General features: G+C 66.2%; 18 protein-coding genes and 1 tRNA gene. 8 read left to right on the top strand and 11 right to left on the bottom strand.

Translation table 11 applies throughout. The features are described from left to right. Nucleotides 1–28 precede the first annotated feature (28 nt). From AC07S4_RS23040 to AC07S4_RS23030, 3 genes are all read left to right on the top strand, one after another. The gene (locus AC07S4_RS23040; RefSeq protein ID WP_494988841.1) at nucleotides 29–1,861 is read left to right on the top strand and encodes a hypothetical protein; all 1,833 of its coding nucleotides are present in this window, start codon (nucleotides 29–31) and stop codon (nucleotides 1,859–1,861) included. A gap of 85 nt (nucleotides 1,862–1,946) precedes the next feature. Further along, nucleotides 1,947–2,645, top strand: coding sequence for a DUF4197 domain-containing protein (locus AC07S4_RS23035; protein WP_494988840.1), 699 nt, complete (start codon nucleotides 1,947–1,949; stop codon nucleotides 2,643–2,645). A 124-nt stretch (nucleotides 2,646–2,769) separates the two neighbouring features. Further along, nucleotides 2,770–3,417, top strand: coding sequence for a PEP-CTERM sorting domain-containing protein (locus AC07S4_RS23030; protein ID WP_494988839.1), 648 nt, complete (start codon nucleotides 2,770–2,772; stop codon nucleotides 3,415–3,417). Here AC07S4_RS23030 and AC07S4_RS23025 read toward each other — a convergent pair. Continuing rightward, nucleotides 3,414–4,325 (bottom strand): LysR family transcriptional regulator, encoded by a 912-nt coding sequence (locus AC07S4_RS23025; protein ID WP_494988838.1) that lies wholly within the window; start codon nucleotides 4,323–4,325, stop codon nucleotides 3,414–3,416. The genes AC07S4_RS23030 and AC07S4_RS23025 overlap by 4 nt on opposite strands. Before the next feature lie 111 nt (nucleotides 4,326–4,436). Here AC07S4_RS23025 and AC07S4_RS23020 point away from each other — a divergent pair, with 111 nt between their 5' ends. Continuing rightward, nucleotides 4,437–5,225, top strand: a complete 789-nt coding sequence (locus tag AC07S4_RS23020) for an SDR family NAD(P)-dependent oxidoreductase (protein ID WP_494988837.1) — start codon at nucleotides 4,437–4,439, stop codon at nucleotides 5,223–5,225. A 16-nt stretch (nucleotides 5,226–5,241) separates the two neighbouring features. On the opposite strand, the gene AC07S4_RS23015 is transcribed toward AC07S4_RS23020, so the two are convergent. Further along, a complete protein-coding gene (locus AC07S4_RS23015) occupies nucleotides 5,242–6,816 on the bottom strand; it encodes a sensor histidine kinase (RefSeq protein ID WP_494988836.1) in 1,575 nt (524 codons plus the stop codon). A 142-nt stretch (nucleotides 6,817–6,958) separates the two neighbouring features. On the opposite strand from AC07S4_RS23015, the gene AC07S4_RS23010 reads away from it, so the two are divergent. Beyond that, complete coding sequence (locus AC07S4_RS23010; protein WP_494988835.1) at nucleotides 6,959–7,591, top strand: GIN domain-containing protein; 633 nt, start codon at nucleotides 6,959–6,961, stop codon at nucleotides 7,589–7,591. Here AC07S4_RS23010 and AC07S4_RS23005 read toward each other — a convergent pair whose 3' ends face one another. From AC07S4_RS23005 to AC07S4_RS22995, 3 genes are all read right to left on the bottom strand, one after another. Next, nucleotides 7,592–8,872, bottom strand: a complete 1,281-nt coding sequence (locus AC07S4_RS23005) for a hypothetical protein (protein ID WP_494988834.1) — start codon at nucleotides 8,870–8,872, stop codon at nucleotides 7,592–7,594. A gap of 10 nt (nucleotides 8,873–8,882) precedes the next feature. Further along, nucleotides 8,883–9,779, bottom strand: coding sequence for a CsgG/HfaB family protein (locus AC07S4_RS23000; protein ID WP_494988833.1), 897 nt, complete (start codon nucleotides 9,777–9,779; stop codon nucleotides 8,883–8,885). A 146-nt stretch (nucleotides 9,780–9,925) separates the two neighbouring features. After that, complete coding sequence (locus AC07S4_RS22995; RefSeq protein ID WP_494988832.1) at nucleotides 9,926–11,368, bottom strand: cytochrome P450; 1,443 nt, start codon at nucleotides 11,366–11,368, stop codon at nucleotides 9,926–9,928. A gap of 103 nt (nucleotides 11,369–11,471) precedes the next feature. On the opposite strand from AC07S4_RS22995, the gene AC07S4_RS22990 reads away from it, so the two are divergent. Then, nucleotides 11,472–12,515, top strand: a complete 1,044-nt coding sequence (locus AC07S4_RS22990) for a hypothetical protein (protein ID WP_494988831.1) — start codon at nucleotides 11,472–11,474, stop codon at nucleotides 12,513–12,515. A gap of 53 nt (nucleotides 12,516–12,568) precedes the next feature. Here the strand turns inward: AC07S4_RS22990 and AC07S4_RS22985 are convergent, their stop codons facing one another. The 4 genes from AC07S4_RS22985 to AC07S4_RS22970 form a co-directional block, all read right to left on the bottom strand. Next, nucleotides 12,569–13,972, bottom strand: a complete 1,404-nt coding sequence (locus AC07S4_RS22985; protein ID WP_494988830.1) for a sulfatase family protein — start codon at nucleotides 13,970–13,972, stop codon at nucleotides 12,569–12,571. Between the two features lie 13 nt (nucleotides 13,973–13,985). Continuing rightward, nucleotides 13,986–16,349 carry a TonB-dependent receptor gene (locus AC07S4_RS22980; RefSeq protein ID WP_494988829.1) on the bottom strand — a complete coding sequence of 788 codons (2,364 nt, stop codon included), beginning with the start codon at nucleotides 16,347–16,349 and terminating at the stop codon, nucleotides 13,986–13,988. Between the two features lie 82 nt (nucleotides 16,350–16,431). Further along, nucleotides 16,432–17,850, bottom strand: coding sequence for an aryl-sulfate sulfotransferase (locus AC07S4_RS22975; protein ID WP_494988828.1), 1,419 nt, complete (start codon nucleotides 17,848–17,850; stop codon nucleotides 16,432–16,434). A gap of 136 nt (nucleotides 17,851–17,986) precedes the next feature. Next, nucleotides 17,987–18,796, bottom strand: a complete 810-nt coding sequence (locus AC07S4_RS22970) for a substrate-binding periplasmic protein (protein WP_494988827.1) — start codon at nucleotides 18,794–18,796, stop codon at nucleotides 17,987–17,989. 110 nt (nucleotides 18,797–18,906) lie between these two features. Here AC07S4_RS22970 and AC07S4_RS22965 point away from each other — a divergent pair. Further along, nucleotides 18,907–18,982, top strand: a tRNA-Phe gene (locus AC07S4_RS22965). A gap of 342 nt (nucleotides 18,983–19,324) precedes the next feature. Beyond that, nucleotides 19,325–19,774, top strand: a complete 450-nt coding sequence (locus AC07S4_RS22960; RefSeq protein WP_494988826.1) for a hypothetical protein — start codon at nucleotides 19,325–19,327, stop codon at nucleotides 19,772–19,774. Between the two features lie 74 nt (nucleotides 19,775–19,848). Here the strand turns inward: AC07S4_RS22960 and AC07S4_RS22955 are convergent, their stop codons facing one another. Next, nucleotides 19,849–20,391, bottom strand: a complete 543-nt coding sequence (locus AC07S4_RS22955; protein WP_494988825.1) for a hypothetical protein — start codon at nucleotides 20,389–20,391, stop codon at nucleotides 19,849–19,851. A 105-nt stretch (nucleotides 20,392–20,496) separates the two neighbouring features. Next, entirely contained in the window at nucleotides 20,497–22,521 is a 2,025-nt protein-coding gene (locus AC07S4_RS22950; protein ID WP_494988824.1) for a M13 family metallopeptidase, read from the bottom strand. Nucleotides 22,522–22,626 lie beyond the last annotated feature (105 nt).

The following is a 22,626-nucleotide window of genomic DNA, read 5'->3' as shown; positions in this document are numbered from 1 at the left end:
CCACGCTGTGATCGCGCAGGAGCATGCTATGGCTGCTTTTCGATTGTCCACCGCAAGCTGGAAATGGCTGATCTGCACCCTGAGCGCCGTCGCCGCGCTGCTGCTGGTGATGGACGCCAGCTGCGCCTTCCGCGCCCTGGCGCTCGCACAGGAACAAGGCACGCTGGGCGCCAGCCTGAACGACCACATCGGCCTGCACCCGGAAAGCCAGGGCTCGCACCGCCTGCAGATCCTCCAGCTCGATCCCGGTTCGCCGCTGCTGGCCTTCGGCGCCAAAGCGGGCGACAGCGTGCAGTTCGACCGCGTGCAAAACCGCTGGCGCCGTTTCACCGTCGGCGAGCCCGTTGGCCTGACCTTGTACCAGCCTGGACAGATTCGGCACCTGACGGTGGCGGCGGTGGCCAGCCCGGTGCCCTTTGCCGAAGCGTTCGACTACGCCGCGCGCCTGGCGCTGGCCGTGCCCGCCCTGCTGTTCACTGTGCTGATCGGCATCAAGCAGGGCGAAAACCGCTCGCAGCGCGCGCTGGCCATGGCCTTCTGCGTGCAGAACTTCACGCTGTACATGACCATCAACTATCTGCCGGCCGGGGCCGCCCTGGGCCTGGCCAAGCTGGTCCAGCTCACCTCGTTTCCCATGCTGTGGTACTGCGGCGTGCTGTTCGCCCTGCACTACCAGCAATATCCGGACACGCCGCTGCGGCGCTGGCTGTGGCGGCTGCTGCCGCTGCAACGCGCGCTGTGCCTGGCCACTGCCGCCTATGCGCTGTGGTTCGGCCTGGGCAACGAGGCGCCGCTGCTGCTGCCTTTCACCGGCATCGTGATGGCGCTCGGCGTGTCGCTCTGGATGGTGAGCATGGTGGACGGCTGGCGCCAGTCGCGCGGCGAAATGCGCCAGCGCCACTACTGGCTGCTGCTGTCCTTCCTGCTGGGGACCATCCCGCCCATCCTGGTGTGGGTGCCGGCGCTGGACGGCGGCTACCAGGGCATGCGCTGGACCGTGATGGCCATGTTCGCCGGCCAGCTGCTGATGTATATCGGCCTGGCTTATTCGGTGCTCAAGCACCGCGTGTTCCACTTTGAATTCGCCATCAGCCGCATGCTGATCTTCAGCGTGGTCAGCGTGCTGCTGCTGTGCGTGTTCGGCGTGGTGGAGCGGCTCTCGTCGTCGCTGCTGCACGGCGGCGGCCATGCGGACGCGCCCGCCATCACGCTGGTGCTGGACGGCCTGATCGCGCTGGCCGTCTACCTGGCCTTCCACCATATGCACGGCCGGGTGGAGCGCTGGGTCGAGCGCGTCTTCTTCCACCAGTGGCACGAGAATGAACACAGGCTGCAGCACTATGTGAAACAGGCGGCCCATATCACCACCGTGGAGGCCCTGCTCGACTCCTGCCGCCAGGCCATGGACCGCTTCACCAGCCAGGCCGGCTGCGCCATCTATCTGCGCCAGGCGGACGGCCGCTATGAACCGGCCACCGCCGGCACCCTGGCCGGCGCGCCGGACAGCATGAACGCCGACGATCCGCTGGCCGTGGCGCTGCGCGCCGAAATGGCGCCGCAGCCGGGCAGCGGCGGCCAGCTGGCGCTGCCCATGAGCCATCGCGGCACGCTGTACGGCTTTGCGCTGCTGGGCCCCAAGCCCAACGGCGAGAGCTACCGTCCGGACGAGTGCGCCGCCCTGGACTTCGCGGTGCGCCAAATCGGCCTGGACCTGCACGCTCTGCGGGTGGAGCTGCTCGAGCGCGAAGTGCAGAAGCTCACCGAGCATACCGAGCAGCAGGGCAAGGAACTGCGCCTGATGGCCGGCCGCCGCCAGGCGCCGCGCCACCTGAGCAGCGTGCAGGGCGGCGCGCAGGCCTGATGGAGGACGGCGCGCGGGGTGCATGCTGGCACGCGCGGCGCGCATGGCGTACCATGCGGTACTGCCTTTACCTTGCGAGTCCGCCATGTTGCCATCCTTCCGCATGCCATCCCGTTTGGCTTCCCGCGTGCTGCCGCTGCTGCTGGCCGCCTCCAGCGCCTGGGCCGTTACCCTGGCCGACCTGTCCAGCACGGACGTCAACGGCGCCCTGAAGGCGGCGCTGGAACGCGGCTCGAACGCGGCGGTGAGCAAGCTGGGCACGGAGAACGGCTTCCTCAACAACGAGAAGGTGAAGATCCCGCTGCCCAAGGTGCTGGAGCAGGCGCGGCCCATCCTGAAAATGACGGGCCACGCGCAGCAGCTCGACGACCTGGTGGTGTCCATGAACCATGCCGCCGAGGCCGCCGTGCCGCTGGCCAAGCCGCTGCTGGTGGACGCGGTGAAGAACATGACGCTGACCGACGCGAAAAACATCCTGAGCGGCGGCGACACCTCGGTCACCCAGTTCTTCCGCGAAAAGACCTCGGCCCAGCTGGGTGTGAAGTTCCTGCCCATCGTGAAGAAGGTGACGGACAAGTCCAATCTCTCGGCCAAGTACAACGGCGCCATGGCCAAGGTGTCGAAAATGGGCTTGGCGCAGGCCGGCACGGTGGAGGACTACGTGACCGAACGCGCGCTGGACGGCCTGTTCACCATGATAGGCGAGGAAGAAAAAGCCATCCGCAACGACCCCATCGGCACCGGCAGCAAGCTGATCGGCAAAGTATTCGGTGCGCTGAAGTAGTGTCGGAAAACTTTACAGTACGGGCCGCGCGGCGCGGCGGCTCACTGGATTTGCCTGCGGTTAACAAAACAGGCATGAAACCTGCTTAACATTTATTAACTACAAATGTTTCCCGGGATCCAGCATGAAACGCCTGTTCCTCGCGGCGCTGCTCGCCGCCTGCTCCGCCCTGTCGCACGCCGACGTCATCTTCGACAACGGCCTGGGCGCGGACGACGCCCGCAGCGGCTACTTCTCCACCGCGCTGCAGCAGAGCCGCGTACTGGACGATTTCAGCCTGGCCGGCACACGCACCATCACCAGCGTGTTCTTCCAGATGGGATTGACGGAAGACCCCTTCGCGGGCGCGTTCACCTTCACCATCTACCAGGACCCGGGCAACAGCGGCATAGGCGCCGCCATCTACGAGCTCACGCTCAACCCCGGCGACTACACGGCGGTGCCGAACGCCATCATCAGCTATCCCTACACCACCTTCTACGACGTGAACTTCAATGTCGGCGCGCTGACTCTGGACGCAGGAAGCTACCTGCTGAGCTTCTACGGCCTGGATCTCGAATTCCGCACCGCCAACACCGGCGACCCGGCCGGCAGTTTCCTGCAGCTCGATGAAAGCAGCGGCGACCTGTTCCTGCGCGAAGGCGGCACGCCCTTCCGTCTCGACGGCAGCACGCCGGCGGCCGGCGTCCCCGAGCCGTCCAGCCTGCTGCTCTCGGGCATCGCGCTGGCGGCGCTGGCCTTCCACCGCCGGCGCCACCGGCCCCGGCCTTAAACCACCGTCCGGGCCAGCACCGGGCTGACGCGCTCAAGCAAAAAGTCGATGAACACGCGCACGCGCGCCGGCATGTAGCGCTGGTGGTGGAAGATGGCCGTGATGTCCTCCGTGTCGCCCGGGTTGTAGCCGGCCAGCAGTTCCACCAGCCGGCCCGCCCGCAGGTCGGCGGCCACATGGAACATGGCCAGGCGGCTCACGCCCAGGCCGTCCAGCGTGAGCTGGCGCATGGTTTCGCCGTTGTTGGTGAGGATGCCGCCCTGCACCGGCATATGCACCGTCTGCCCGCCGATGCGGAACGGCCATTCGTCCAACGAGCGGCGGAAATTGAAATTGAAGCAGCGGTGCTGCGCCAGCGCGGCCGGCTCCTGCGGCACGCCCCATTGTTCCAGGTAGCGCGGCGCGGCCACCACCGCGCGCCGGCTGCGGCCCAGCGCGCGGGCGCGGAAGCTGGCGTCGGACAAGGGCCCCATGCGGATGGCCACGTCCACCGCTTCGCGCTGCAGATCCGCCAGCGCATCGCTCAGCGACAGGTCCAGCGTAATGCCGGGGTAGCGCTGCGTGAATTCCGGCAGCAGCGGCAGGATCAGATGCGTGCCGAACGGCAGCGACACATTGACCCGCAGCACGCCGCCAGGCGCCACCGCGTCGCCGGCCAGGCCCTGCTCGGCTTCGTCGATATCGGCCAGGATGCGCGCGCAGCTGTCGTAATAGCGGCGCCCTTCCGGCGTGACCGCCAGATGCCGCGTGGAGCGCTGGAACAGCAGCACGCCGAGCCGCTCCTCCAGCCGCGTGACGAGCTTGCTCACGGCCGACGCGCTCAGCTGCAGCAACTTGCCCGCCGCCGAGAAGCTGCCGGTTTCCACCACCTTGCAAAAGACCAGCATTTCGCCGCTGCGGCTGTCCATGCCTGCACCTCATCTGTGAATTTTATTCCAAAATCATATTCCATTACGTTGGATTATCAAAGCAATCGCCAGCGGCCATACTGCCTCCATCAACCCAAACGAGGAGTAGTCATGGATTTGAATTTGCAAGGTAAAACCGCGCTGGTCAGCGCATCGACCGCCGGCATCGGCTACGCCATCGCCAGCCAGTTGCTGGAGGACGGCGCCACCGTCATCGTCAACGGCCGCAGCGCGGCGACAGTCGACAGTGCAGTAGCTGCGCTGAACGCGCGCTTCGGCGCCGGCCGCGCGCTGCCGCTGGTGGCGGACATGAGCGTGGCCGGCAGCGAACAGGCCGCCGCCAGCGCCTACCCGCAGGTGGATATACTGGTCAACAATATGGGCAGCTACGCGCTGAGCGATTTCTTCAGCACCAGCGATGAAGCATGGCAGGCCATGTTCCAGACCAATGTGTGGAGCGGCGTGCGCCTGGCGCGCACCTATCTGAAGAGGATGCTGGAGCGCGGCCACGGGCGCGTGATTTTCATCTCCAGCGAAGTGGCGCTCACGCCCATGGCCGCCATGGCGCACTACAGCGCCAGCAAGGCCACCCAGCTGTCGATCTCGCGCAGCCTGGCCGAGCTGACCAAGGGCAGCGCCGTCACCGTCAACGCGGTGCTGCCGGGGCCGACCGAAACCGAGAGCCTGAAGGGCTTTATCGAATCGGTCAATCCCGGGCTGGCGTATGCGGACGCGGAACGCAAGTTCATCCAGGAGAACCGCCCCTCGTCGCTGATACAGCGCCTGGCCAAGCCGGCCGAGGTCGCGAACGTGGTGGCCTTCCTGGCCAGCGGCCGGGCCGCCGCCATCAACGGCGCCGCCATCCGCGCCGAAGGCGGCACGGTGCAGACCATCGCCTGACGGCGCGCGCTGCGCTCTATTTCGCCGGCGCGTTCGCGCTGCGGGCCTGCTGCAGCGCCTCCCACAGCTCGCGGTATTCCAGCCGTTCGGCCATTGCTTCTATGCCGCGCGCCAGCGCCGGATGCGGCGGCGCCACGCGCAGCAGCAGCTCGTTGAGTCCCTTGCGGTCCAGGTGCTGCACCGCGTTGCACAGCGCCTCGTAGGTGGCGTCGTCCAGCGCCTGCACGTCGGCCTGCGGCACGGCGGCCAAACCGGCGGCCATATCAGCAGCCACGCCGGCGGCCGGCGGGAACGGCGCCGCCGGCTGCGCGCCCAGCTGCTCCACATCGCTCAGGCCGCCCGCCGGGCGCGCCGGGTCGGCGTCCGTGCGCGACAGCGCCAGCACCTGGTCGATCAGCGTCAGCAGATGCTGGCCGGAGTGGTGGATGAAGCGCAGGTTTTCGCGTTCGTCCTCGCTGAGCGACTGCGAGCGCCCCATCAGCTCGGAAAAGCCGATCACCGCGTTCAGCGGCGTGCGCAATTCGTGGCTCATATTGGACAGGAACACACTCTTGGCGCGGCTGGCCGCCTCGGCCCGGTCCAGCGCGGCCGCCAGCGCCTGCGTGCGCTCCTCCACCAGCTGTTCCAGCCCGCTGCGGTACCGCGCCAGCTCGGCTTCGGCCTGCTTGCGCTCGGCGTCCGCCTGCGCCAGGCGCTGCTGCGTCTCGCCCACCCAGCCCAGCACGCTGTCGCGCGGCGCGGCCGGCGGCGGGGCGGAAAAATCGCCGCTGCCCAGGCGCGAAATATGGCGGTACAGCTGCGGCACCGTGCCGCCCAGCACCGCCAGCACCTCGCCGCGCGCCATCCACACCATCACCAGCAGCATGGCCACCAGGCACAGGAACACCACGCGCAGCTGGAAGGCGCGCTGCTCGCAGAGCTGCACCACGGTCAGCGTGCGCTGGTCGGCCAGCTGCGAGAACTGGCGGATGGGCGCGAGGATGCCGTCCTTGGCGCGGTGGTAGTCCTCGCCGTGCAGCATGGCGCTGGCTTGCGCGCGCGCCGCCGCCGGCGATGGCTTGCCGGCGTCCACCAGGCGCATGGCGGCCAATTCGGTGACGGTCAGCGCGTCCGAGCGCGCCTTGGCCTGCTCCAGCAGCGCGATTTCCTGCTGCGTGAAACCGGCGCGCCGTATCAGCGCCATCAGGGGCAAGGCGCCCGCCGCCGCGCCGCCGTGGAGGGCGTCGGCCGGCAGCACTTCCCAGTAGTTGTTCGGATGTTCGGCCGAGCGCGGCAGGCGTCCGTCGCGCACGGCGACGATCTGCTCGAACTGGGTCCGGTATTGCGCCTCGCCGGTGGCGACGTAGGTGCGCGCCATGCGCGTCAGTTCGTCCGATGACTGGCGCAGCTGGTTGGCCAGGAAGGCCGCCTGCTGCCGCAATTCATTGGCCACGTCGATCTTTTTCTCCGCCCGCACATAGAACGCGAAGCTGACCGCCAGCAGCAGCGACACCCCCAGCGTCAGCCATAGGTGCACGGTCAGGCGGGACAGGCGTCGGTTCGGAGCGGCCGTGCTGCGCATAGTCGTAGGGGTCGGTGGGGGCGCGCCCATGGTATGCCTATCCCCCCGCAGCGGCAAGCAATGTTGCAATTGGCGACGCCGATTTTGCAGTTCGTCGCAAAATCCACCACAGCGGCGCGGCCCTCACTACAATGGCGTTACCAATTACTCAACACAAAAACAGGGGAAAACCATGCACCGTTTTTTGATCCAGACCGCCATTGCAACGCTCGCCGCCGCCTCCTTCGCCGCCCATGCCGATGAGCAGGTGCGCACCGTGCAGCCGTTCACCGCCATCGACAGCAAGGGCGCTTACAGCATAGTTGTGGAGGCGGGCAAAACGCAGTCGCTGAAGGTGTCCGGCACGCCGAAGTTCCTCAGCGGCCTGGTGACGGAAGTGGTGAACGGCGAGCTGAAGATCTACCACCGCGAACGCAACAACAGCAGCAGCACCGGCGATCCGCGCGTGGTGATCACGGTGCCGGCGCTGGCCAAGTTCATCGGCGAAGGCGCGGGTGAAACGGTGCTGAAGAATATGGCGGGCGAACGCCTGGACGTGAGCTACCAGGGCGCGGGCCGCTTCGAGGCGCAAGGCAAGGTCAAGCTGCTGCGCCTGAAGGCGCAGGGCGTGGGCGAAGTCGATACCAAGGCGCTCGACGCCGAGCGCGCCGACGTCAATTTCAACGGCATCGGCAGCGTGAAGGTCACCGCGCACGATACGCTGAACGCGGTGGTCAACGGCATGGGCAGCCTGACGTATTACGGCAAGCCGCGCCATATGAACAAGACCGTCAACGGCATCGGCAACGTCAACGCCGGCGATTGATCAGCGCAGACTGTCGGCCAGGCGCGGCGACGACAGCAGTTGGCGGAACGCCGTCCAGCGCTGCGCACGCGCCGTTTCCGGGTCGGCCGAGGTGGCGTGGCGCTTGACGTACTCGCCCACCAGATCCGCTCCCACCGTGTAGTTGATCACATAGCCCCGGTTGGCGTCGTAGAACCGGATGCGCTGCTCGGCCTTCTCCGGCGGATACAGCAGCACATTGACCAGCCACTCCACCGTCTGCGCGCGCGTGGCCTTGCCGTCCAGGTAGGCGCGCGCGGCGTCGTTGTCGGCGTAGGCCAGCTTGCCGAACAGCTGCGTCAGCGCGGCATAGGTTTCAGCCAGCGCCGGGTCCAGCCCGGCCAGCGGATACAGCACGCCGCGCTCGAAGTCCAGCCGCTCCTGCGGCGTGAACGCCATCAGGATGCCGTAGTTGGCGCTGCCCTCGGCCACCAGCGACATCGGCGAATACAGCGGATACACGCTGAACTCCTGCCAGTTCTTGCCCTTGACCAGGGTCTGCTCCAGCAGCGCGTTGTAGACGTGATGGCCGGGATAGCCTTCATGGCAGCCCAGGTCCACCGCGCGGTCGATATAAATCGGGAATTCGGTATTGATCTGGATCAGGCTGTGCGCGCCGCCCTTGTACCAGTTGTAGCCGGACCAGGGCTGGTTCTGCACGAACTCCAGCACGAAACTCTCACCGGCCGGCATGGCGATGTATTTGGCGGTGCGCTCGCGGCAGGCGCGAATGGCCGCCTCCATCACGGGGCGCAGCTTGTCCTTGGGGATTTCCACCCTGGCGCGGAAGGCCTGCACGCGCGCGGCCAGCGGCCCTTCGCCGCCCAGCAGTTTGCCGATGCGGTCCTGCAGCTCCAGGTAGTAGGCGCGGTCGTGCTGCGGCGCCACCGCGTTGTACATGGTGGCGGTTTCCTCGTCGAAGCTGAACTTCTTCCCGCCCAGCATATCGACGCGCATCAGCATGGACTGCAGTTGCTTGTCGAGGAAGGCGATGCGCAGCGCCTCGTCGGCATCGGCGCCCGGCGCCGGCAGCGCCTTGCGCGCCGCCGCCGCCTCGCTGCGGATGGCGGCCAGGCTCAGTTTCTCCTTGGCCGCCTGCTCCTGCAGCTGCGCCGGTCCATAGTAAGCGTCCACATAGGAAGCGTCGTGCTGGCCCACGGCCAGCACCAGCTTCATATAGCGTTCCCCCACCTCCTGAACCGGAGCCGCCCAGGCACTGCCTGCGATCAGCATGGCCACTCCTCCCGCAAGCAATTTACGCATGCACTATCCTTTATTTTTTCTTGGTATCCTTCTTGGCAGGAGTCTTGGACGCCGGCGCCGCCGCCGGCTGCGAGGCCGGAGTGCTGCCGCCCTGCACGCCCAGCGCGCCGCCGGTGCCCAGGCCGCCCGCTACTTCCTGCGCCTTGTAATTGCGCACCGCTTTCACCAGCTGGTTGTACGAATCCATGAAGGCGGCGATCAGGATTTTACCCTCAGGCGTATTGGAATAGCCACCGGCTCCTGCAAAGCCGCCCGCGAACACGCCGCCGAAGACGTTGAAGTCGAAGTTCTTGGCGCTGCCCTCGGCCGCCGCCAGCTGCACGCCGGAGCGGTTGTCTATCATCAGCAGGGTGGTCGAGGCCTCGTTGGCCTTGATGCCGCCCGCCACCATGCCCGCCACGCTGCCGATCAGGCCAAAGCCGCCCAGCGCGCCGCCCATGCCGGAGGTGCCTTTCTGGCTGAAGTTGATGGTGGGGCTCATGGTGTAGTCGGCCGCCACCATCTGGCCCTTGCCGAAGTTGCTGCCGGCGCGCATTTCGCCGCTCTGCTGGATGTCGCGCTCCATATTCATGTTCTTCAGGGCCGCGCCGCGCTCCACCACCACGAAGCAGTTGGACTGCTGGATCATCATGCGCAGCACCGGCACGGTGGAGCCCAGCTTGTATTGCGACAGCGCGTGGTACCACGGCGCGGACTGGTCTTCAACCACGCCCAGCGTGCCCAGCGTCTTGTCGCACTTCTCCAGCTGCGAACTGGCGTTGGCGGCGTTGGCGCCGCCCGCCGCGCCGGTGGCGACCGTGCCGCCGCCGCCCAGCTTGGCCTCGGTGCCGGCGCAGCCGGCCAGCGTCAGCGCGGCGATTGCTGCTGCGAAATATTTCCCTTGAGTTTGGATGGTTTTGCTTTTCATGATAGGACTCCCCTGGTCGTTTGCGTGGGCAAAGATGCGCTTCATTTTAGTCGTCAGGGAGTATATTTCAAACAACAAGTTAGATTCTATGCAATTGTCACAGTCGTAATTTAATTTAACAATTGAATGGATGAGTTTAATAGTTATCAGCTGCGGGATTTCAGGCGCAGCGTCAGGCTTTCGGGCGACATGACGAAGCCCATCACCTCCCCGGCCTCCTGGCCGCTGGCCGTGTCAACCGCCAGCACCTCATAGCGCGCCAGCACCATCGCCATCGCGATCTTGATTTCCAGCAGGGCCAGGTAGCGCCCCGGGCAGGTGCGCGGCCCGGAGCCGAAGGGCGTGCCCACCTTCTTGTCGGCGGCGATGGCGCCGGCCGCGTCCGGCAGCCAGCGCTGCGGGTCGAATTCGGCGGCGCGCGGGAAATGGCTGTCCTCCAGCGTGTGGTGGCGCAGCACGCACCACACCAGCGCGCCCGCTTTCAATTCGATGCCCGCCACCGCCGTGTCGCGCAGCGCTTCCACCGGCAGGAAGGGCGCCACCGGCTTGAGGCGCATGGCTTCCTGGATGCAGGCGTCCAGGTAGTCCAGCGCGTCCATCTGGCCGATGCTGAACTCGGCCGCGTCCGGCGCGTGCAGCAGCACTTCGGCGCGCGCCTTCTCCATCGCCTGCGGGTGGCGCCGCAGCAGGTAGAGCAGCCAGGCGATGGTGTTGGCCGTGGTGTCCTCGCCGGCCAGCAGCATGGTCGACACATTGCCGGCCACCGCGCGGTCGTCCACGCCGCTGCCCGGCTGGTCGGCGGCGGCGATCATGGCTTCCAGCAGATTGGCCGGACGCGCCACGCGCGCCTGATCGGCGGCCAGGCGGGCGCGGGCCTGGGCCACCAGCTCGTCCACGGCGCTGGCCAGCGCGGCCACCGAACGGTCCAGGCGGCGGTCCTGCGGCAGCTTGAAGTAGCGCCAGTAGGGCCACAGCGCAATGCTGCGGCGCGCGATGGCGGGCAGGATGTCGTCCAGGTGGCGCTGTATGGTGTCCTCGCCGCCGTCTATGGTGTTGACGTCGGTGCCGAAGGCCAGGCCGGCGATGATGTCCACCGTGTAGCGCTTCAGGTCCGCCGCCAGGTCGATATCGCGCCCGGCCTGCGCCGCGCCGTCCCAGCGCTTGCGCAGGCGCAGCGCCACCTTGGCCAGCGAGGGGAAATAGGCTTTGATGGCGTGCGGCGCAAAGCCCTGCATCACCATGCGGCGCTGGTTGCGCCACTCGCTGCCCTCGGCCATGAACAGACCGGGCAGGCCGCCCATCTCCTCGGACACTTTGGCCGTCACGGCGGGCCGGCGGAAGCCGTCCGGACGCTCGCGCAGGATGGCGGCCACGGCCTCGTGGTCGGCCACCACCAGCACCTCGGTGCGGCCGAAATACAGCGGGAAAAATGTGCCGTAGCGCTGGCACAAGCGCTCGATGTCGCGGTGCACGGTCTGCGCCCTCACTTGCAGCAGATTGCCCACCAGCGGCCAGGGATGCGGACCGTGCAGGGACGCAACGCTGCGCAGCGGCTGGCCTTCATGGGACAGGGTGACGATAGTGGACATGCAAGCTTCCTTTGCTGATGACTTTGCCAAGACAACAACATCATAGCGGATAGTGCACCGCTGCGGTGCGTTGCCCTGCCGCGCAGCGGCGTACCATGAGGCGATGGACACGCAACGCATCCGCAAGCCGCTGGCAGGCGCCCTCTCCCTGGCGCTGGCGCTGACCCTGGCGCCCGCGCCAGGGCAGGCGCTGGCGCAGGACGCCCCCATGCCCACGGTAAGCGTCTCGGGCACGCGCGAGCCGGTCGACAAATCCTACCGCAAGATGTTGCGCGGCATGGACCGCTACGAACAGGCGCGCACGCTGGCGCCGCAGTCCTCGCTGCGCTTCCAGCTGCTGCCGCGCCTGCCCGGTGTCAAGCTCGATGGCGTCGCCCTGAAAGTGGTCGGCGACAGCATCGCGCTGCCGGTACCCCTGGCGCCGGACCACAGCTTCACGCTGGAACGCAACGCGCAAGCCTGGCGCGAGGACGCCGCGCTACTGGCCAACCGCAGGACCAGCAGCATGACCTGGCGCGCCCTGGTGCGCAGCGCCGGCGTGCCCGAAGGCATGCGGCGGCTGGGCGACCTGAGGCTGGAGTGCCTGGTGGGGATCGAGGCGGGGTTGGTGTCGAACAACTCGGCCATGTTCGCCTGGCTGGCCGATATGCTGGCGGACGCGGACAAGGTATGCGCGGCGCCGGACGGCAACTACCTGCAGTTTGCCGCCCGGCCGCTGTTCGGCGTCACGCTGCATGCGGGCGAACGCACGATGGCGCTGCCCTTCCGCGCCCTGTATGCGGGCGGCACGCAAACCGAGGCCACCCTGCCCTATTGCGACTGCCAGGTGCTGCTGGACCGCAGCTACTACGCGCCGATATGGGACCGCAGCTGGCCGGACGGCACGCTGCTCAGTTTCGATTACATGGACGGGGAGCCGGATGCGGCGATACCGCCCGGCGTGGCCAGCAAAGAAGCGGCGCGCGCGGCGCTGGGGGAGCCAGCGGCCGCGCTGCGCTTCAACAGCGGCTACGAAGTGTGGCAGTACCAGTATCCGCCCGCCGCGAACCTGCCGAAGGGGGAGGACGGCAGGCCGCAAATGGCGGAACTGGTGCTGCTGTTCGACAGCGCCGGCGCGACGCTCAAATACCGCCGCCGCGAACCGTAGCCGCTGTGGTGCGGCGGGTTACGCACTGCGTGCTAACCCGCCGGGGGGCCGCCTCAGTCGTTGACTTGGGGCGAATACTTGTCCGCCTGCGCTTTCGCGCCCACGCCGTGGGTGCGCACGTCGGCGGCAATCGGCAGCATGTCCTTGTCCCAGCCTTCCCACTGCTGTTTCAAGGCCGCCAGCTTGTCCGGATGCTTGCGCGCCAGGTTGGCCCGCTCGCGCTGGTCCTGCTCCACATTGAACAGATACTCATTGCCGTTGATCTTCAAATACTTCCAGTCGCCCGCCCGCACCGCGCGCTGCGCATTGGCCTTGTAGCGCCAGAACAGCGTGCGCTCCACCGGCGCCTGCTCGCCCAGCAGCACCGGCAGCAGGTTCTGGCCATCCGTCGGATAGGCCGCATCCGGCTGCGTGCCCGCCGCCGCCAGCAAGGTGGGGAGCCAATCCATACTGATCGCCACCTGCTTGCTGACCTGGCCCGCCTTCACGCGCGCCGGCCAGCGCACAATGCCGGGAACGCGGATGCCCCCTTCCAGCAGCTCGGTCTTCTGCCCGCTGAACGGCCAGGTCTTCGAAAAGCGCTCGCCGCCGTTATCGCTGGTGAAGACCACGATGGTGTTCTCGGCCAGGCCCTGCTTCTCCAGCGCCTGCAGCACGCGGCCGATGGAAGCGTCCAGCGCCACCACCATCTTCGCGTAGGTGGCCAGGTTGCCGCCGTCGTAGTGGAAGATATTGTCGATCTGCCTGGACACTTCCTCGTCCTTCGGCCCTTCCCATGGCCAGTGCGGCGCGGTGTAGTGCAGCGACAGGAAGAAGGGCTTGGACTTGTCCTGCTTCTTCACGTAGGCCGCCGCGCGGTCGCCCAGCAGATCGGTGTAGTAGCCCACTTCATGCACCGCCACTTCGCCCTCGTACAGGTCCTCCTTCACGTCCGGCCCCACGCCCGGCTTGTGGGTGAAGTAGTCGATGGCGCCGCCGTAGTTGCCGTAGAAGGAATCGTAGCCGCTTTTCAGCGGGCCGAAATTCGGCAGCGAACCCAGATGCCACTTGCCGATCAGCGCCGTGTTGTAGCCCGCCTTCTTCAGCAGCGACGGCAAAGTGGGATGCTCGGGCGGCAGGCCTATGGTGTCGGACGCGCCGGCGATCGGCTCCTCCAGGCCGCCGCGCAGGCGGTACTGGTAGCGGCCAGTGATCAGGCCGAAACGCGTGGCCGAGCACACCGCCGAATTCGAATAGGCCTGGGTCAGCCGCAGCCCTTGCGCGGCCAGCTTGTCCAGGTTGGGGGTGCGGAAGTCGGTCTGGCCGTACACGCTCAGGTCACCCCAGCCCAGGTCGTCGGCCAGGATGAAGATGACGTTGGGCTGCGCTGCCCTGCCGGCGGCCAGCGCCAGCCCGGGTGCAAGGGCCAGGGTGGACAGGCCGCCGATCACGGCGCGGCGTTTATTGTTGATGCTCATGTGTTCTCCTCGTTCAGAATTCGTGGCGGGCGGTAATGCCCACGGTGCGCGGGGTGGCGATGACGGCGTTATAGGAGCCGAAGCCGCTGTTCCACAAGCTGGTGTAGTAGTGCTTGTCGAAGGCGTTCTTCGCCCACAGCGATACATCCCATGCGGCGCCGCGCGTGGTGCGCAGGCCTATCGCGAAATTGCTGACGCTGTAGCCCGGGATCTTCGCGTACTCGGACGCGTCCAGCGTGCCATAGGTGGCGGCGCGGTAGGCGTAGTTGGCGTTGTAATAGGCCTGCAAGCCTTCGCCCGCCGGGTGTGCGTACTGCACGCCCACGTTGCCGGTCCAGCGCGGTGCATTCACCAGCGCGTTGCGGCCGGACAGGTCGCAGAAGGTCGCGCTGCGCTCCGGCGGGCACGGCGCGTTGCGGTAGTCCAGATAGCTGGCGTCGTTGAAGGAGGCGTTGGCGCGCAGCGTCAGTCCCCGAAGCGGCGTGGCGACGGCTTCCAGCTCCACGCCGCGCGTGCGCACGTCGCCCGCGTTGGTCAGGTAGGAACTGCGGCTGACCGGATCGTAGGCATTGCTCTGGTAGCCGTGCACCACGGTGGCGAACAGGTTGCCGTTCAGTTGCAGGCGGTTGTTCAGCAGCGTGCTTTTCACGCCCAGCTCCAGCGCGTTGGCGCGCTCGGTCCCCACCAGCATGGACGCAGCGCCGCCCGCGCCCGGCACCGACAGATTGATGCCGCCGGACTTCTCGCCGTGCGACAGGCTGGAATACAGCAGCACGTCCGGCGTGGCCTTGTAGCCCACGCTGAACAGCGCGGTCGGGCTGAACTGGGTCAGCCCCAGGCTGCCGGAATCGTAGGCGCCGTAGCGGGCGTTGCGCGCGGCCAGGGCCGCGCCGGTGACGGCGGCGCCGCCGGTGGGGGCGTCGCGGATCACGCGCGCGGACTTGTCTTCATAGCTGGCGCGCACGCCGGCGGTGACATCGAGCTTGTCGCTCGCGTGCCAGGTGGACTGGGCGAACAGCGCGTAGCTGTTGACGCGCAGCTGGCCCGGCGCCGTGCTGCTGACGTTGGACCAGGCGCCGGCGGGATTGCCATTGTAGATATCGGCCAGCGGACCGTTCACGGTAAAGGAGTTGTTGCCCAGCTCCTGGTAGTAGTAATAGGCGCCGAACACCGATTCCAGCGGCTGGCCGGACGGCGTGGCCCAGCGCAGCTCCTGCGTGAACTGCTTGTGGCGCGCGGAGGCGCCCACGTTCAGCGTGACCGGCACGCTCAGGCCGTCCTCGTTTTGCGGCGTGAAGTTCCAGTAGCGGTAAGCCGAGATCGAAGTGAGCTTGCTGTCGCCCGCCAGCGTCCAGTTGGCCTCGGCCGACACGCCGCCCTGGTGCACGGTCACATGCGAACCGGTGTCCAGGTTGACCGCGCGCTGGGTGGGGTCCAACACCGGCGTGGCGCCAACCAGCTTGGCTTGCGCAATGGCCCGGCCGCTGGGACCGGCATTGAAGAAGATCAGCGTGCCGTTGTTGGAGTCTTCCTCGTTGTAGTCCGCGATCACGCGCAGGCTGAAGTCGCGGTTCGGTTCATACAAGGCCTGCGCGCGGAAGCCCTGCCTGTCGCCGCCCTGTACCTTGTTGCCGTTGTACAGATTGGTGATGTAGCCGTCGTCGTGCGTCTTGTAAGCGGTCAGGCGGCCGGCGAGCGTATCCGTCAGGCCGCCCGACAGCACCAGCTTGCCCTGGCCGTAGCCGAACTGGCCGGCAGAGAGTTCCACGCTGCGCTCGGGGTTGAAGGCAGGCTTTTTGGTGGAGATATTCAGCACCCCGGCGGTGGTGTTCTTGCCGAACAGCGTGCCTTGCGGGCCGCGCAGCAGTTCCAGCTGCTGCACGTCGAGCGCGTCGAAGGCGGCCATGCCGGGGCGGGCCAGGTAGACGTTGTCAAGGTAGATGCCGACGCTGCCTTCCAGGCCGTCGCTGGCCGGGTTGTTGCCCAGGCCGCGCACGGCAAAGCTGATCTGGCGGGCATGCACATAGTTGATGGTGGTGCTGGGCAGCAGCTGCTGCAAGTCCTGTACGCGGTAGGTGCGGCTGCCGTCCAGCGCGTCCTCGCCCAGCACGGTCATCGGTGTGGGCACGTTCTGCGAGCTTTCAACGCGGCGGCGCGTCGTCACCAGCACGCTTTGCACCGCGCCCACAATGACCGGATCGGCGCCGCCGGTGGCTGCGGCTGTGGTGGCTGCGGCTGCGCCTGCGGTGGCGGCATCGTCTTCCGCGTGGGCCGGCGAGGCCAGCGCCAGCACGGCCAGCGCAATGGCGCTCAGTTGCGGAGCCGGCAGCGATGGACTGCGCCGGGCCTGGGTGTTTGCTGCGAATTGCTGTGACACGAATTTCCCCTTGTTTGATTTTTTCAGGCGAGCGCCTCCCTGCCTTGCGGGCATGCGGTACGGGCGCTGCGGATTGAATGAATTATTTGGCGGCGAGCGCTTTTTCCGAGCGCGGCGTGCCCTGCGGCACCCAGTCGTAGGGCACCGGCTGCGCACGGTAGACCCAGTTGGTCTTCACCTGCTTGCCGGCCCCGCCCACCGGCGAGTCAGCGAAGTAAGGGCTGACGTATTCCCAGACGATGTCGCCCTGCGGCGTAATCTGGAAGAAGCGGCCATTCATGCCCTCGTCCACCAGCGTATTCCCGTTCGGGAGGCGGCGCGCGCTGCTGATGAAGGCGCTGTAGAAGCTCCATTGCGCCTGGTTGGAATCGGCGGCCGTGTACTGCCACACGATCTGCCTGGAGATTGGATCAATCTCCAGCACCCGCGAGTGCGGGAATATGCCGGGGCTCACGCGCGGATAGCCCGCCTCGCCCTGGTTGTCGAATACGAGAATATTGCCTGCGCCCGGCAGCCCCTTGGCGATCAGGTGCGCATCATGCAGGCCGATGATCTGGTCCACCGGGCGCGGCACCTTGCTGCCCGAGATGGCCGGATAGTCCGGCCCCAGATTCCACACCACCTTGCCGGTTTTCCTGTCGATGATGGCGATGAAGTTCGCCTCGCGCGAATCGATGATGATGTTATCGGGATGGAAGCGCTGGTCGCCCTGGTCATGCCATTTGTTCGCGCCCAGCACCGCCATGTTATTGACGTGCAGGTAGTCCACCGGGCCGGCGCCGTAGCGCGGCTGCGCGGCGCGCACCAGCTTCAGCGCCTCCGGCGAAAAGCCGAATTCCTCCAGGTGCTCGGAGGCGACCCACTTCCAGGCGATGGCGCCGGACGGCGTCACCTCATAGATCACATCGTCCAGCACCTGCGCGGCTTGGAAGCCCGGCACGCTGTGCACCAGGTTGGCCAGCACCAGCGTATTGCCGTTGGCAAGGCGGCGCCAGTCGTGATGCTGCTTGGCCGCGCCGCCCGGCGCGCCGCTGCTCTCCACCGAGGCCGAGCCGTAAGCGTCCTGCGCGCCGGCGCCCCACTGCCACAGCACCTTGCCGTTCCAGTCCAGCTCACCGATGCTCTTGTTGCCCAGGCCATTGCCCGCGGCCTGCGCACCGGGCACGCTGCCCAGCTGCAGCAGGATGTTGCCCTGTTTGCCGCCCGTCAGCGCCGGGTCCAGCAGCACCGGCGGGAAGCCTTCGTGCGGCCACTGGCGCACCTCGTTGCCGTTCATGTCGATCAGGTGGGTCTTCTTGTCCTGGCCGCTGAACAGCACATAGCTGTTGTAGGCGCGGGCCGCATCGTAGCGCGTGACGCCAGTGGGGAAGACACTGGGGGCAGCGGCTGCGCTGATGGCGACAACGGCGGACATCGCGGCCATGGCCATGCAGGCGCCCTTCATTGCCGCCCTTGCCTTCGCCACCGTATTCTCCGCCCGCACCGCCGCCGCTGCCGCCATCACAACCTCCTTGTAAGTCTCGCAATGTTGAAATTCGAGACTGCATCATAGGGAGGCGTGCGGCGCTGCACCACGAATCATTTCGCATAATATTATTTGGCGCGCGGGCATTAGCTCATAGCCGGAAGCGCAGGTATCAGTGCGGCACGACGGCGAACCTGAGCATGTCGGGCGGGTAGTACTGCTGGAAGTAGCGCCACAGCGTGCCCTTGGCCGAATCGGCCAGCAGGCCGCGCAGGACTTGCTGGTCGGCGGCGGGCAGCGAGCGCCGCGACACGTAAGCCCCGCTCTCGGTCATCGGCAAGCCATCCATAGGCTGGTAGTGCAGCTGCGGCAGCAGGTCGCGCGCGGCCGGGTCCTCGCTCAGGGTGGACATGAAGATGGACGGCGCCATCACGCTGAAGTCCGCGCGGCCGGCCTTGAGCAGGCGGCCCACGGCGGCCAGGTCGTCGGCATAGTCGATGCGGCGCTCCTGCTCGAGCTGGCGCAGCAGCGCGTTGTACTCGTCGCCGAACACATAGGAGCGCACCGCCACGCCGCGCAGCTTTTTCTGCGCCAGCAGCGCACGCACGCTGCGCGCCGTGATCTTGCGCGCCTTCAGCGTGATCAGCTCCACCTTCCACTTCATCATCGGCACAAAGGTGGCGCGCAGGTCGCGCTCGGCGCTGCGCGAAGCGGGCACCATCACGTCGGCCTGGCCGGACTCCAGGAACTGGAAAGCCATGCGCGCGCGCGGCATGACGGGGAACTCGAAAGTGCAGCCGGCCTTGGCGCCCAGCTCGCGCAGCGTGTCCGGAATCACGCCGGAGACCCTGGCCCCCTGCACGATCACGCTCTGGCCCGTGGGGGACGCAGGCACCTTGATAATGCGCGAACAGCCTGCGGCGGCCGGCTGAGGCAGCAGCACTGCAGCCAGCACCGCGACTATGGGCAGGGATTTAAGCATGCGCCCCATTCTACCTGCGGACGGCAAAGTCGGCATTTTCAGATGCCAAAATGTCATGCCAACAAGGGGCTTGGCAAAACCGATTTGGGTTTGTATAATTGCGGGCTCTTGGCCTGGTAGCTCAGTTGGTAGAGCAGAGGATTGAAAATCCTTGTGTCGGTGGTTCGATTCCGCCCCGGGCCACCAAGAACATACCTCGCGAAACGCCGATCCATGCAGATCGGCGTTTTGCATTTAAAGGAATTGATTCCTCTTACGTCGTTGACATTTCGTGACGATGCATGAATACTGAAGGTGCTTACCAGTCTACCTGACAGTAATATTTCCCCTACCCGCCGCGACTGCCATAGTCCTAGCGCGGGCATATGAAAATGACCGCACGCAACGTGTCGGTTTTCGGCAGAGCGTGCTACCGATTCGCTCAGTCATTGCCAATTTCTGAACCATGTTTGGCATTCTTCCACGTTCTGCGTAGGTGTTCACCACCCGCGCCCAGACTGTTATCAATCTTTCGTTTTGGAGAATATTATGGGTATTTTTGACTTTGTTGGCGATGTACTTAGCGGCGCCATTGATCTTGTTGAAGGTGTTGCAGGGGGCACCGCCAATGCTATCGGCAATGTTGCAAGTGGAGCTCTGGATATCGCGGGCAATGCTGTTGACTATGCCGCAGAAAATCCCGGCAAAACACTACTCGCAGTAGCAAGTACTGTCACCACCGGAGGCATAGCGTTATCCGCCGCTCCGGCAATTGCCAGTACGTTCGGCGCAGCCGGGGTGCTTGGGGCAGCTAGCACGAACACAGCAATCAGCACTTTGTCTGGCGCCGCCCTCACCAACGCATCTCTGGCTGCGGTAGGGGGTGGCGCCTTGTCGGCAGGTGGCGCGGGAATGGCTGGTGGCACTGCGGTTATCGCTGGCGCCGGCGGGGCTGGAGGTGCGGGGGCTTCAGCAGCCATCATCAAGGCTGCTAGTTAAGCTACTTCGCCCACGGCTGACACTAACCTGGCACGCGGCTTGCGGGTAGGCAAGCCGCTTGTTTCGGCCACACCTCACTTGCCCGGCACATCCAGGTGGAAGATGGCGTAGACCTTGGCGCCCCTGGTTTCGGTCGCCTTGTCGATCTGGATCTGTGCACACTCCTCGGCCACCAGGCTGCGCCAGTTGGCGACGCCGGCGTTGGCGAAGACGGAATTGACCTTGCACGCCAGGCTCATGTCGAGCGCCAGGCGGGCGTTGCGCGGTTCCTGCTTGGCGTAGTTGACGCCGCGCAGTTCGATGCCATAGGCGCTCAGCCACGGCTCCCACAGACCCAGTTCCACACCCTGCACGATGCGGCCCAGCATGGTCTCCAGCGACAAGCCTTTCTTGATGACGGCACGCAGCAATTGCAGCGATGGCGCCGTGCGCATGTCGGTGCTTTGCTTGCCGGCGCCGCTTTCGCTGATGGCTTTCAATTCCTTCGAGAAGGCGGCGTCGCGCTCGGTGTAGTCGCGCATGCGGTTGTAGAACCCGGCGTCCAGAAAGGGATTTTCAGCCCGCCCGGCGGGCGCCTCGGCTGGCTGGTGAGCGGGAGGCAGTTTTTTCTTGGTCATGGAAGTGGCAATCGAATGTAAGGGCGCAGTGTAGCACCGTCCCGCCGACCGCCCATGCTGGCGCCGCCATGCTCCTGGCCGGAGCATGGCGAACGCGCCGCGCGCTTACCAGAAGATGACGCGCTGCTCCGGCGGCAAGTACATCTTGTCGCCTTCCTTAACGTCGAACACGCGGTAGAAGTCCGGGTGGTTCTTCACGCTGCCGTTCACGCGGAATTCCGGCGGCGAGTGCGGGTCGGACTTGACCTGGGCGATGGCGTTGGCTTCGCGCGACTTGCCGCGGCGGGCCTGGGCCATGCCCATGAACAGGCGCTGCTCCGCCGTGTAGCCGTCGATCACCGGCCCCGGCGCGCCTTTCATGTAGATGCGGTAGGCGCGCGTGGCCATGACCAGGCCGGCGTTGTCGGCGATGTTTTCACCCAGCGTCAGTTCGCCGTTCAGGTGGTAGCCGGGAACCGGGCTGTAGGCACCGTACTGCGCCACCAGCATCTTGCCGCGCGCGGCGAACTTCTCGCCGTCTTCCTTGGTCCACCAGTTGCGCAGGTTGCCGTCGCCGTCGAACTGCGAGCCCTTGTCGTCGAAGGCATGGCTGATTTCGTGGCCGATGGAGATGCCGACCGCGCCGTAGTTGACCGCCGGTTCGGCGTTCGGGTCGTACAGCGGGAATTGCAGGCGCGCGGCCGGGAACACCACTTCGTTCAGCGAGGCGTTGTAGTAGGCGTTCACGGTTTGCGGCGTCATGCCCCACACCTTGCGGTCCACCGGCTTGCCGAGGCGGTTCATATTGATCTCGTTGCCGAACACGCGCGCGCGCATCACATTGCCCACCAGATCGTCGCGCTTGATGGCCAGGCTGCCATAGTCGCGCCACTGGTCGGGGTAGCCGACCTTCACGCTGATCTTGGACAGCTTGATCTGCGCCTGCTGCTTGGTTTCCTTGCTCATCCAGTCCAGCGACTCGATGCCTTCGCGGAAGGCGGCGATGAAGTTCTGCGCCATGTCTTCCACCTGCTTCTTGCGCTCGGGCGGGAAGTATTCCTTGACGTAGGCCTTGCCCACCATTTCGCCCAGCGAGCGGTTCACTTCCGCGATGGCGCGGCTTTGCAGCGGGCGCTGTTCCTTGGTGCCGGCCAGGATGGCGCCCCGGAAGGCGAAGCTCTCGGCGGCGAATTCCTGCGACAGGTAAGGCGCGTAGGCGCTCAGCAAGTGGAAGGTGAAGTAGGCTTTCCATACCGGCAGCGGCGTGGCGGCGATCAGCTTGTCCAGCCCTTCCAGGTAGCTAGGCTGGCCGACGATGACGCTGTCCGCCTTGCCGGCCACGCCGGCGCCCTTCATGTAGGCGTCCCAGTCGAAGTTGGGCATCAGCGCCTTGAGCTGGGCCAGCGTCAGCTTGTTGTAGCCCTTGACCGGGTCGCGGCGCTCGACGGCGGTCCAGTGCGCGCCGGCGATGCCGGTTTCCAGTGCGATGATCTGCTCCGCTTCGGCCGCCGCGTCGGCGTGGCCGGCCAGCGCCAGCAGCTTTTGCACGTGCTGCTGGTATTTGCTGCGGATGTCGCTCAGGCGCGCATCCTTATCGGACAGGAAGTAGTCGCGGTTGGGCAGGCCCAGGCCGGACTGCGAAATGCCCAGCACGTAGCGGGTGGAATCCTTGGCGTCCTGGCGCACACCCATGTCGATGGGGGCGGTGGCGTCGATGCGGTTGAAGTGCGCGGCCAGCGCGGCAATGCCGTCCTTGCCGGACAGCGCGGCGACCTTGGCCAGTTCGCCTTGCAGCGGCTTCAGGCCCTGGGCGTTGCGCAGGCTTTCGTTCATGAAGCTGGCGTAGTAGTCGCCTATCTTCTGCTCGTCCGAACCGTTCTTGCGGGCCTTGTCCTGCTCCGCTTTTTCTATGATGGAGCGCACCTGCCTTTCAACCTTTTCCTGCGCCTCGTTGAACGCGCCCCAGGTGGCGCGGTCGGCGGGAATGGCCACGTCGTTCAGCCATTTGCCTTGCGAGGCGCGGTAGAAGTCGTCCTGCGTCCTCACGGCTTTGTCGGCCGCCGCCGTATCGATGCCCGCCAGCGGCGCCGCCGCGTATGCATGGGAACCGGCCAGTGCCCATAGCAGTGCGGCCAAGGTGGTGCGTTTCATGTGCTGCCTCCATCAAAATTCAACAGATGAGCAGTATGCCCCAGCGTTTGCGGCGCGGGGGCAGCGGATACAAACACGTAACATTAACGGCGTTGATATTTGAAA

The organism is Pseudoduganella sp. GW821-FHT05F09, from assembly GCF_059419605.1.
Note: the sequence above shows the minus strand (reverse complement) of the source record. Positions and strands in the feature narration are given on the sequence as shown.

Excerpts from the sequence above, each read along its gene's own strand:
- AC07S4_RS22990 (WP_494988831.1), top strand. The coding sequence starts at position 11,472 with ATGGACACGCAACGCATCCGCAAGCCGCTGGCAGGCGCCCTCTCCCTG.
- AC07S4_RS22950 (WP_494988824.1), bottom strand. The coding sequence starts at position 22,521 with ATGAAACGCACCACCTTGGCCGCACTGCTATGGGCACTGGCCGGTTCC.
- AC07S4_RS23020 (WP_494988837.1), top strand. The coding sequence starts at position 4,437 with ATGGATTTGAATTTGCAAGGTAAAACCGCGCTGGTCAGCGCATCGACC.
- AC07S4_RS23015 (WP_494988836.1), bottom strand. The coding sequence starts at position 6,816 with ATGGGCGCGCCCCCACCGACCCCTACGACTATGCGCAGCACGGCCGCT.
- AC07S4_RS23005 (WP_494988834.1), bottom strand. The coding sequence starts at position 8,872 with ATGCGTAAATTGCTTGCGGGAGGAGTGGCCATGCTGATCGCAGGCAGT.
- AC07S4_RS23000 (WP_494988833.1), bottom strand. The coding sequence starts at position 9,779 with ATGAAAAGCAAAACCATCCAAACTCAAGGGAAATATTTCGCAGCAGCA.
- AC07S4_RS23025 (WP_494988838.1), bottom strand. The coding sequence starts at position 4,325 with ATGGACAGCCGCAGCGGCGAAATGCTGGTCTTTTGCAAGGTGGTGGAA.
- AC07S4_RS23030 (WP_494988839.1), top strand. The coding sequence starts at position 2,770 with ATGAAACGCCTGTTCCTCGCGGCGCTGCTCGCCGCCTGCTCCGCCCTG.
- AC07S4_RS23040 (WP_494988841.1), top strand. The coding sequence starts at position 29 with ATGGCTGCTTTTCGATTGTCCACCGCAAGCTGGAAATGGCTGATCTGC.
- AC07S4_RS22970 (WP_494988827.1), bottom strand. The coding sequence starts at position 18,796 with ATGCTTAAATCCCTGCCCATAGTCGCGGTGCTGGCTGCAGTGCTGCTG.
- AC07S4_RS23035 (WP_494988840.1), top strand. The coding sequence starts at position 1,947 with ATGTTGCCATCCTTCCGCATGCCATCCCGTTTGGCTTCCCGCGTGCTG.
- AC07S4_RS22955 (WP_494988825.1), bottom strand. The coding sequence starts at position 20,391 with ATGACCAAGAAAAAACTGCCTCCCGCTCACCAGCCAGCCGAGGCGCCC.
- AC07S4_RS22975 (WP_494988828.1), bottom strand. The coding sequence starts at position 17,850 with ATGGCGGCAGCGGCGGCGGTGCGGGCGGAGAATACGGTGGCGAAGGCA.
- AC07S4_RS22960 (WP_494988826.1), top strand. The coding sequence starts at position 19,325 with ATGGGTATTTTTGACTTTGTTGGCGATGTACTTAGCGGCGCCATTGAT.
- AC07S4_RS22985 (WP_494988830.1), bottom strand. The coding sequence starts at position 13,972 with ATGAGCATCAACAATAAACGCCGCGCCGTGATCGGCGGCCTGTCCACC.
- AC07S4_RS23010 (WP_494988835.1), top strand. The coding sequence starts at position 6,959 with ATGCACCGTTTTTTGATCCAGACCGCCATTGCAACGCTCGCCGCCGCC.
- AC07S4_RS22995 (WP_494988832.1), bottom strand. The coding sequence starts at position 11,368 with ATGTCCACTATCGTCACCCTGTCCCATGAAGGCCAGCCGCTGCGCAGC.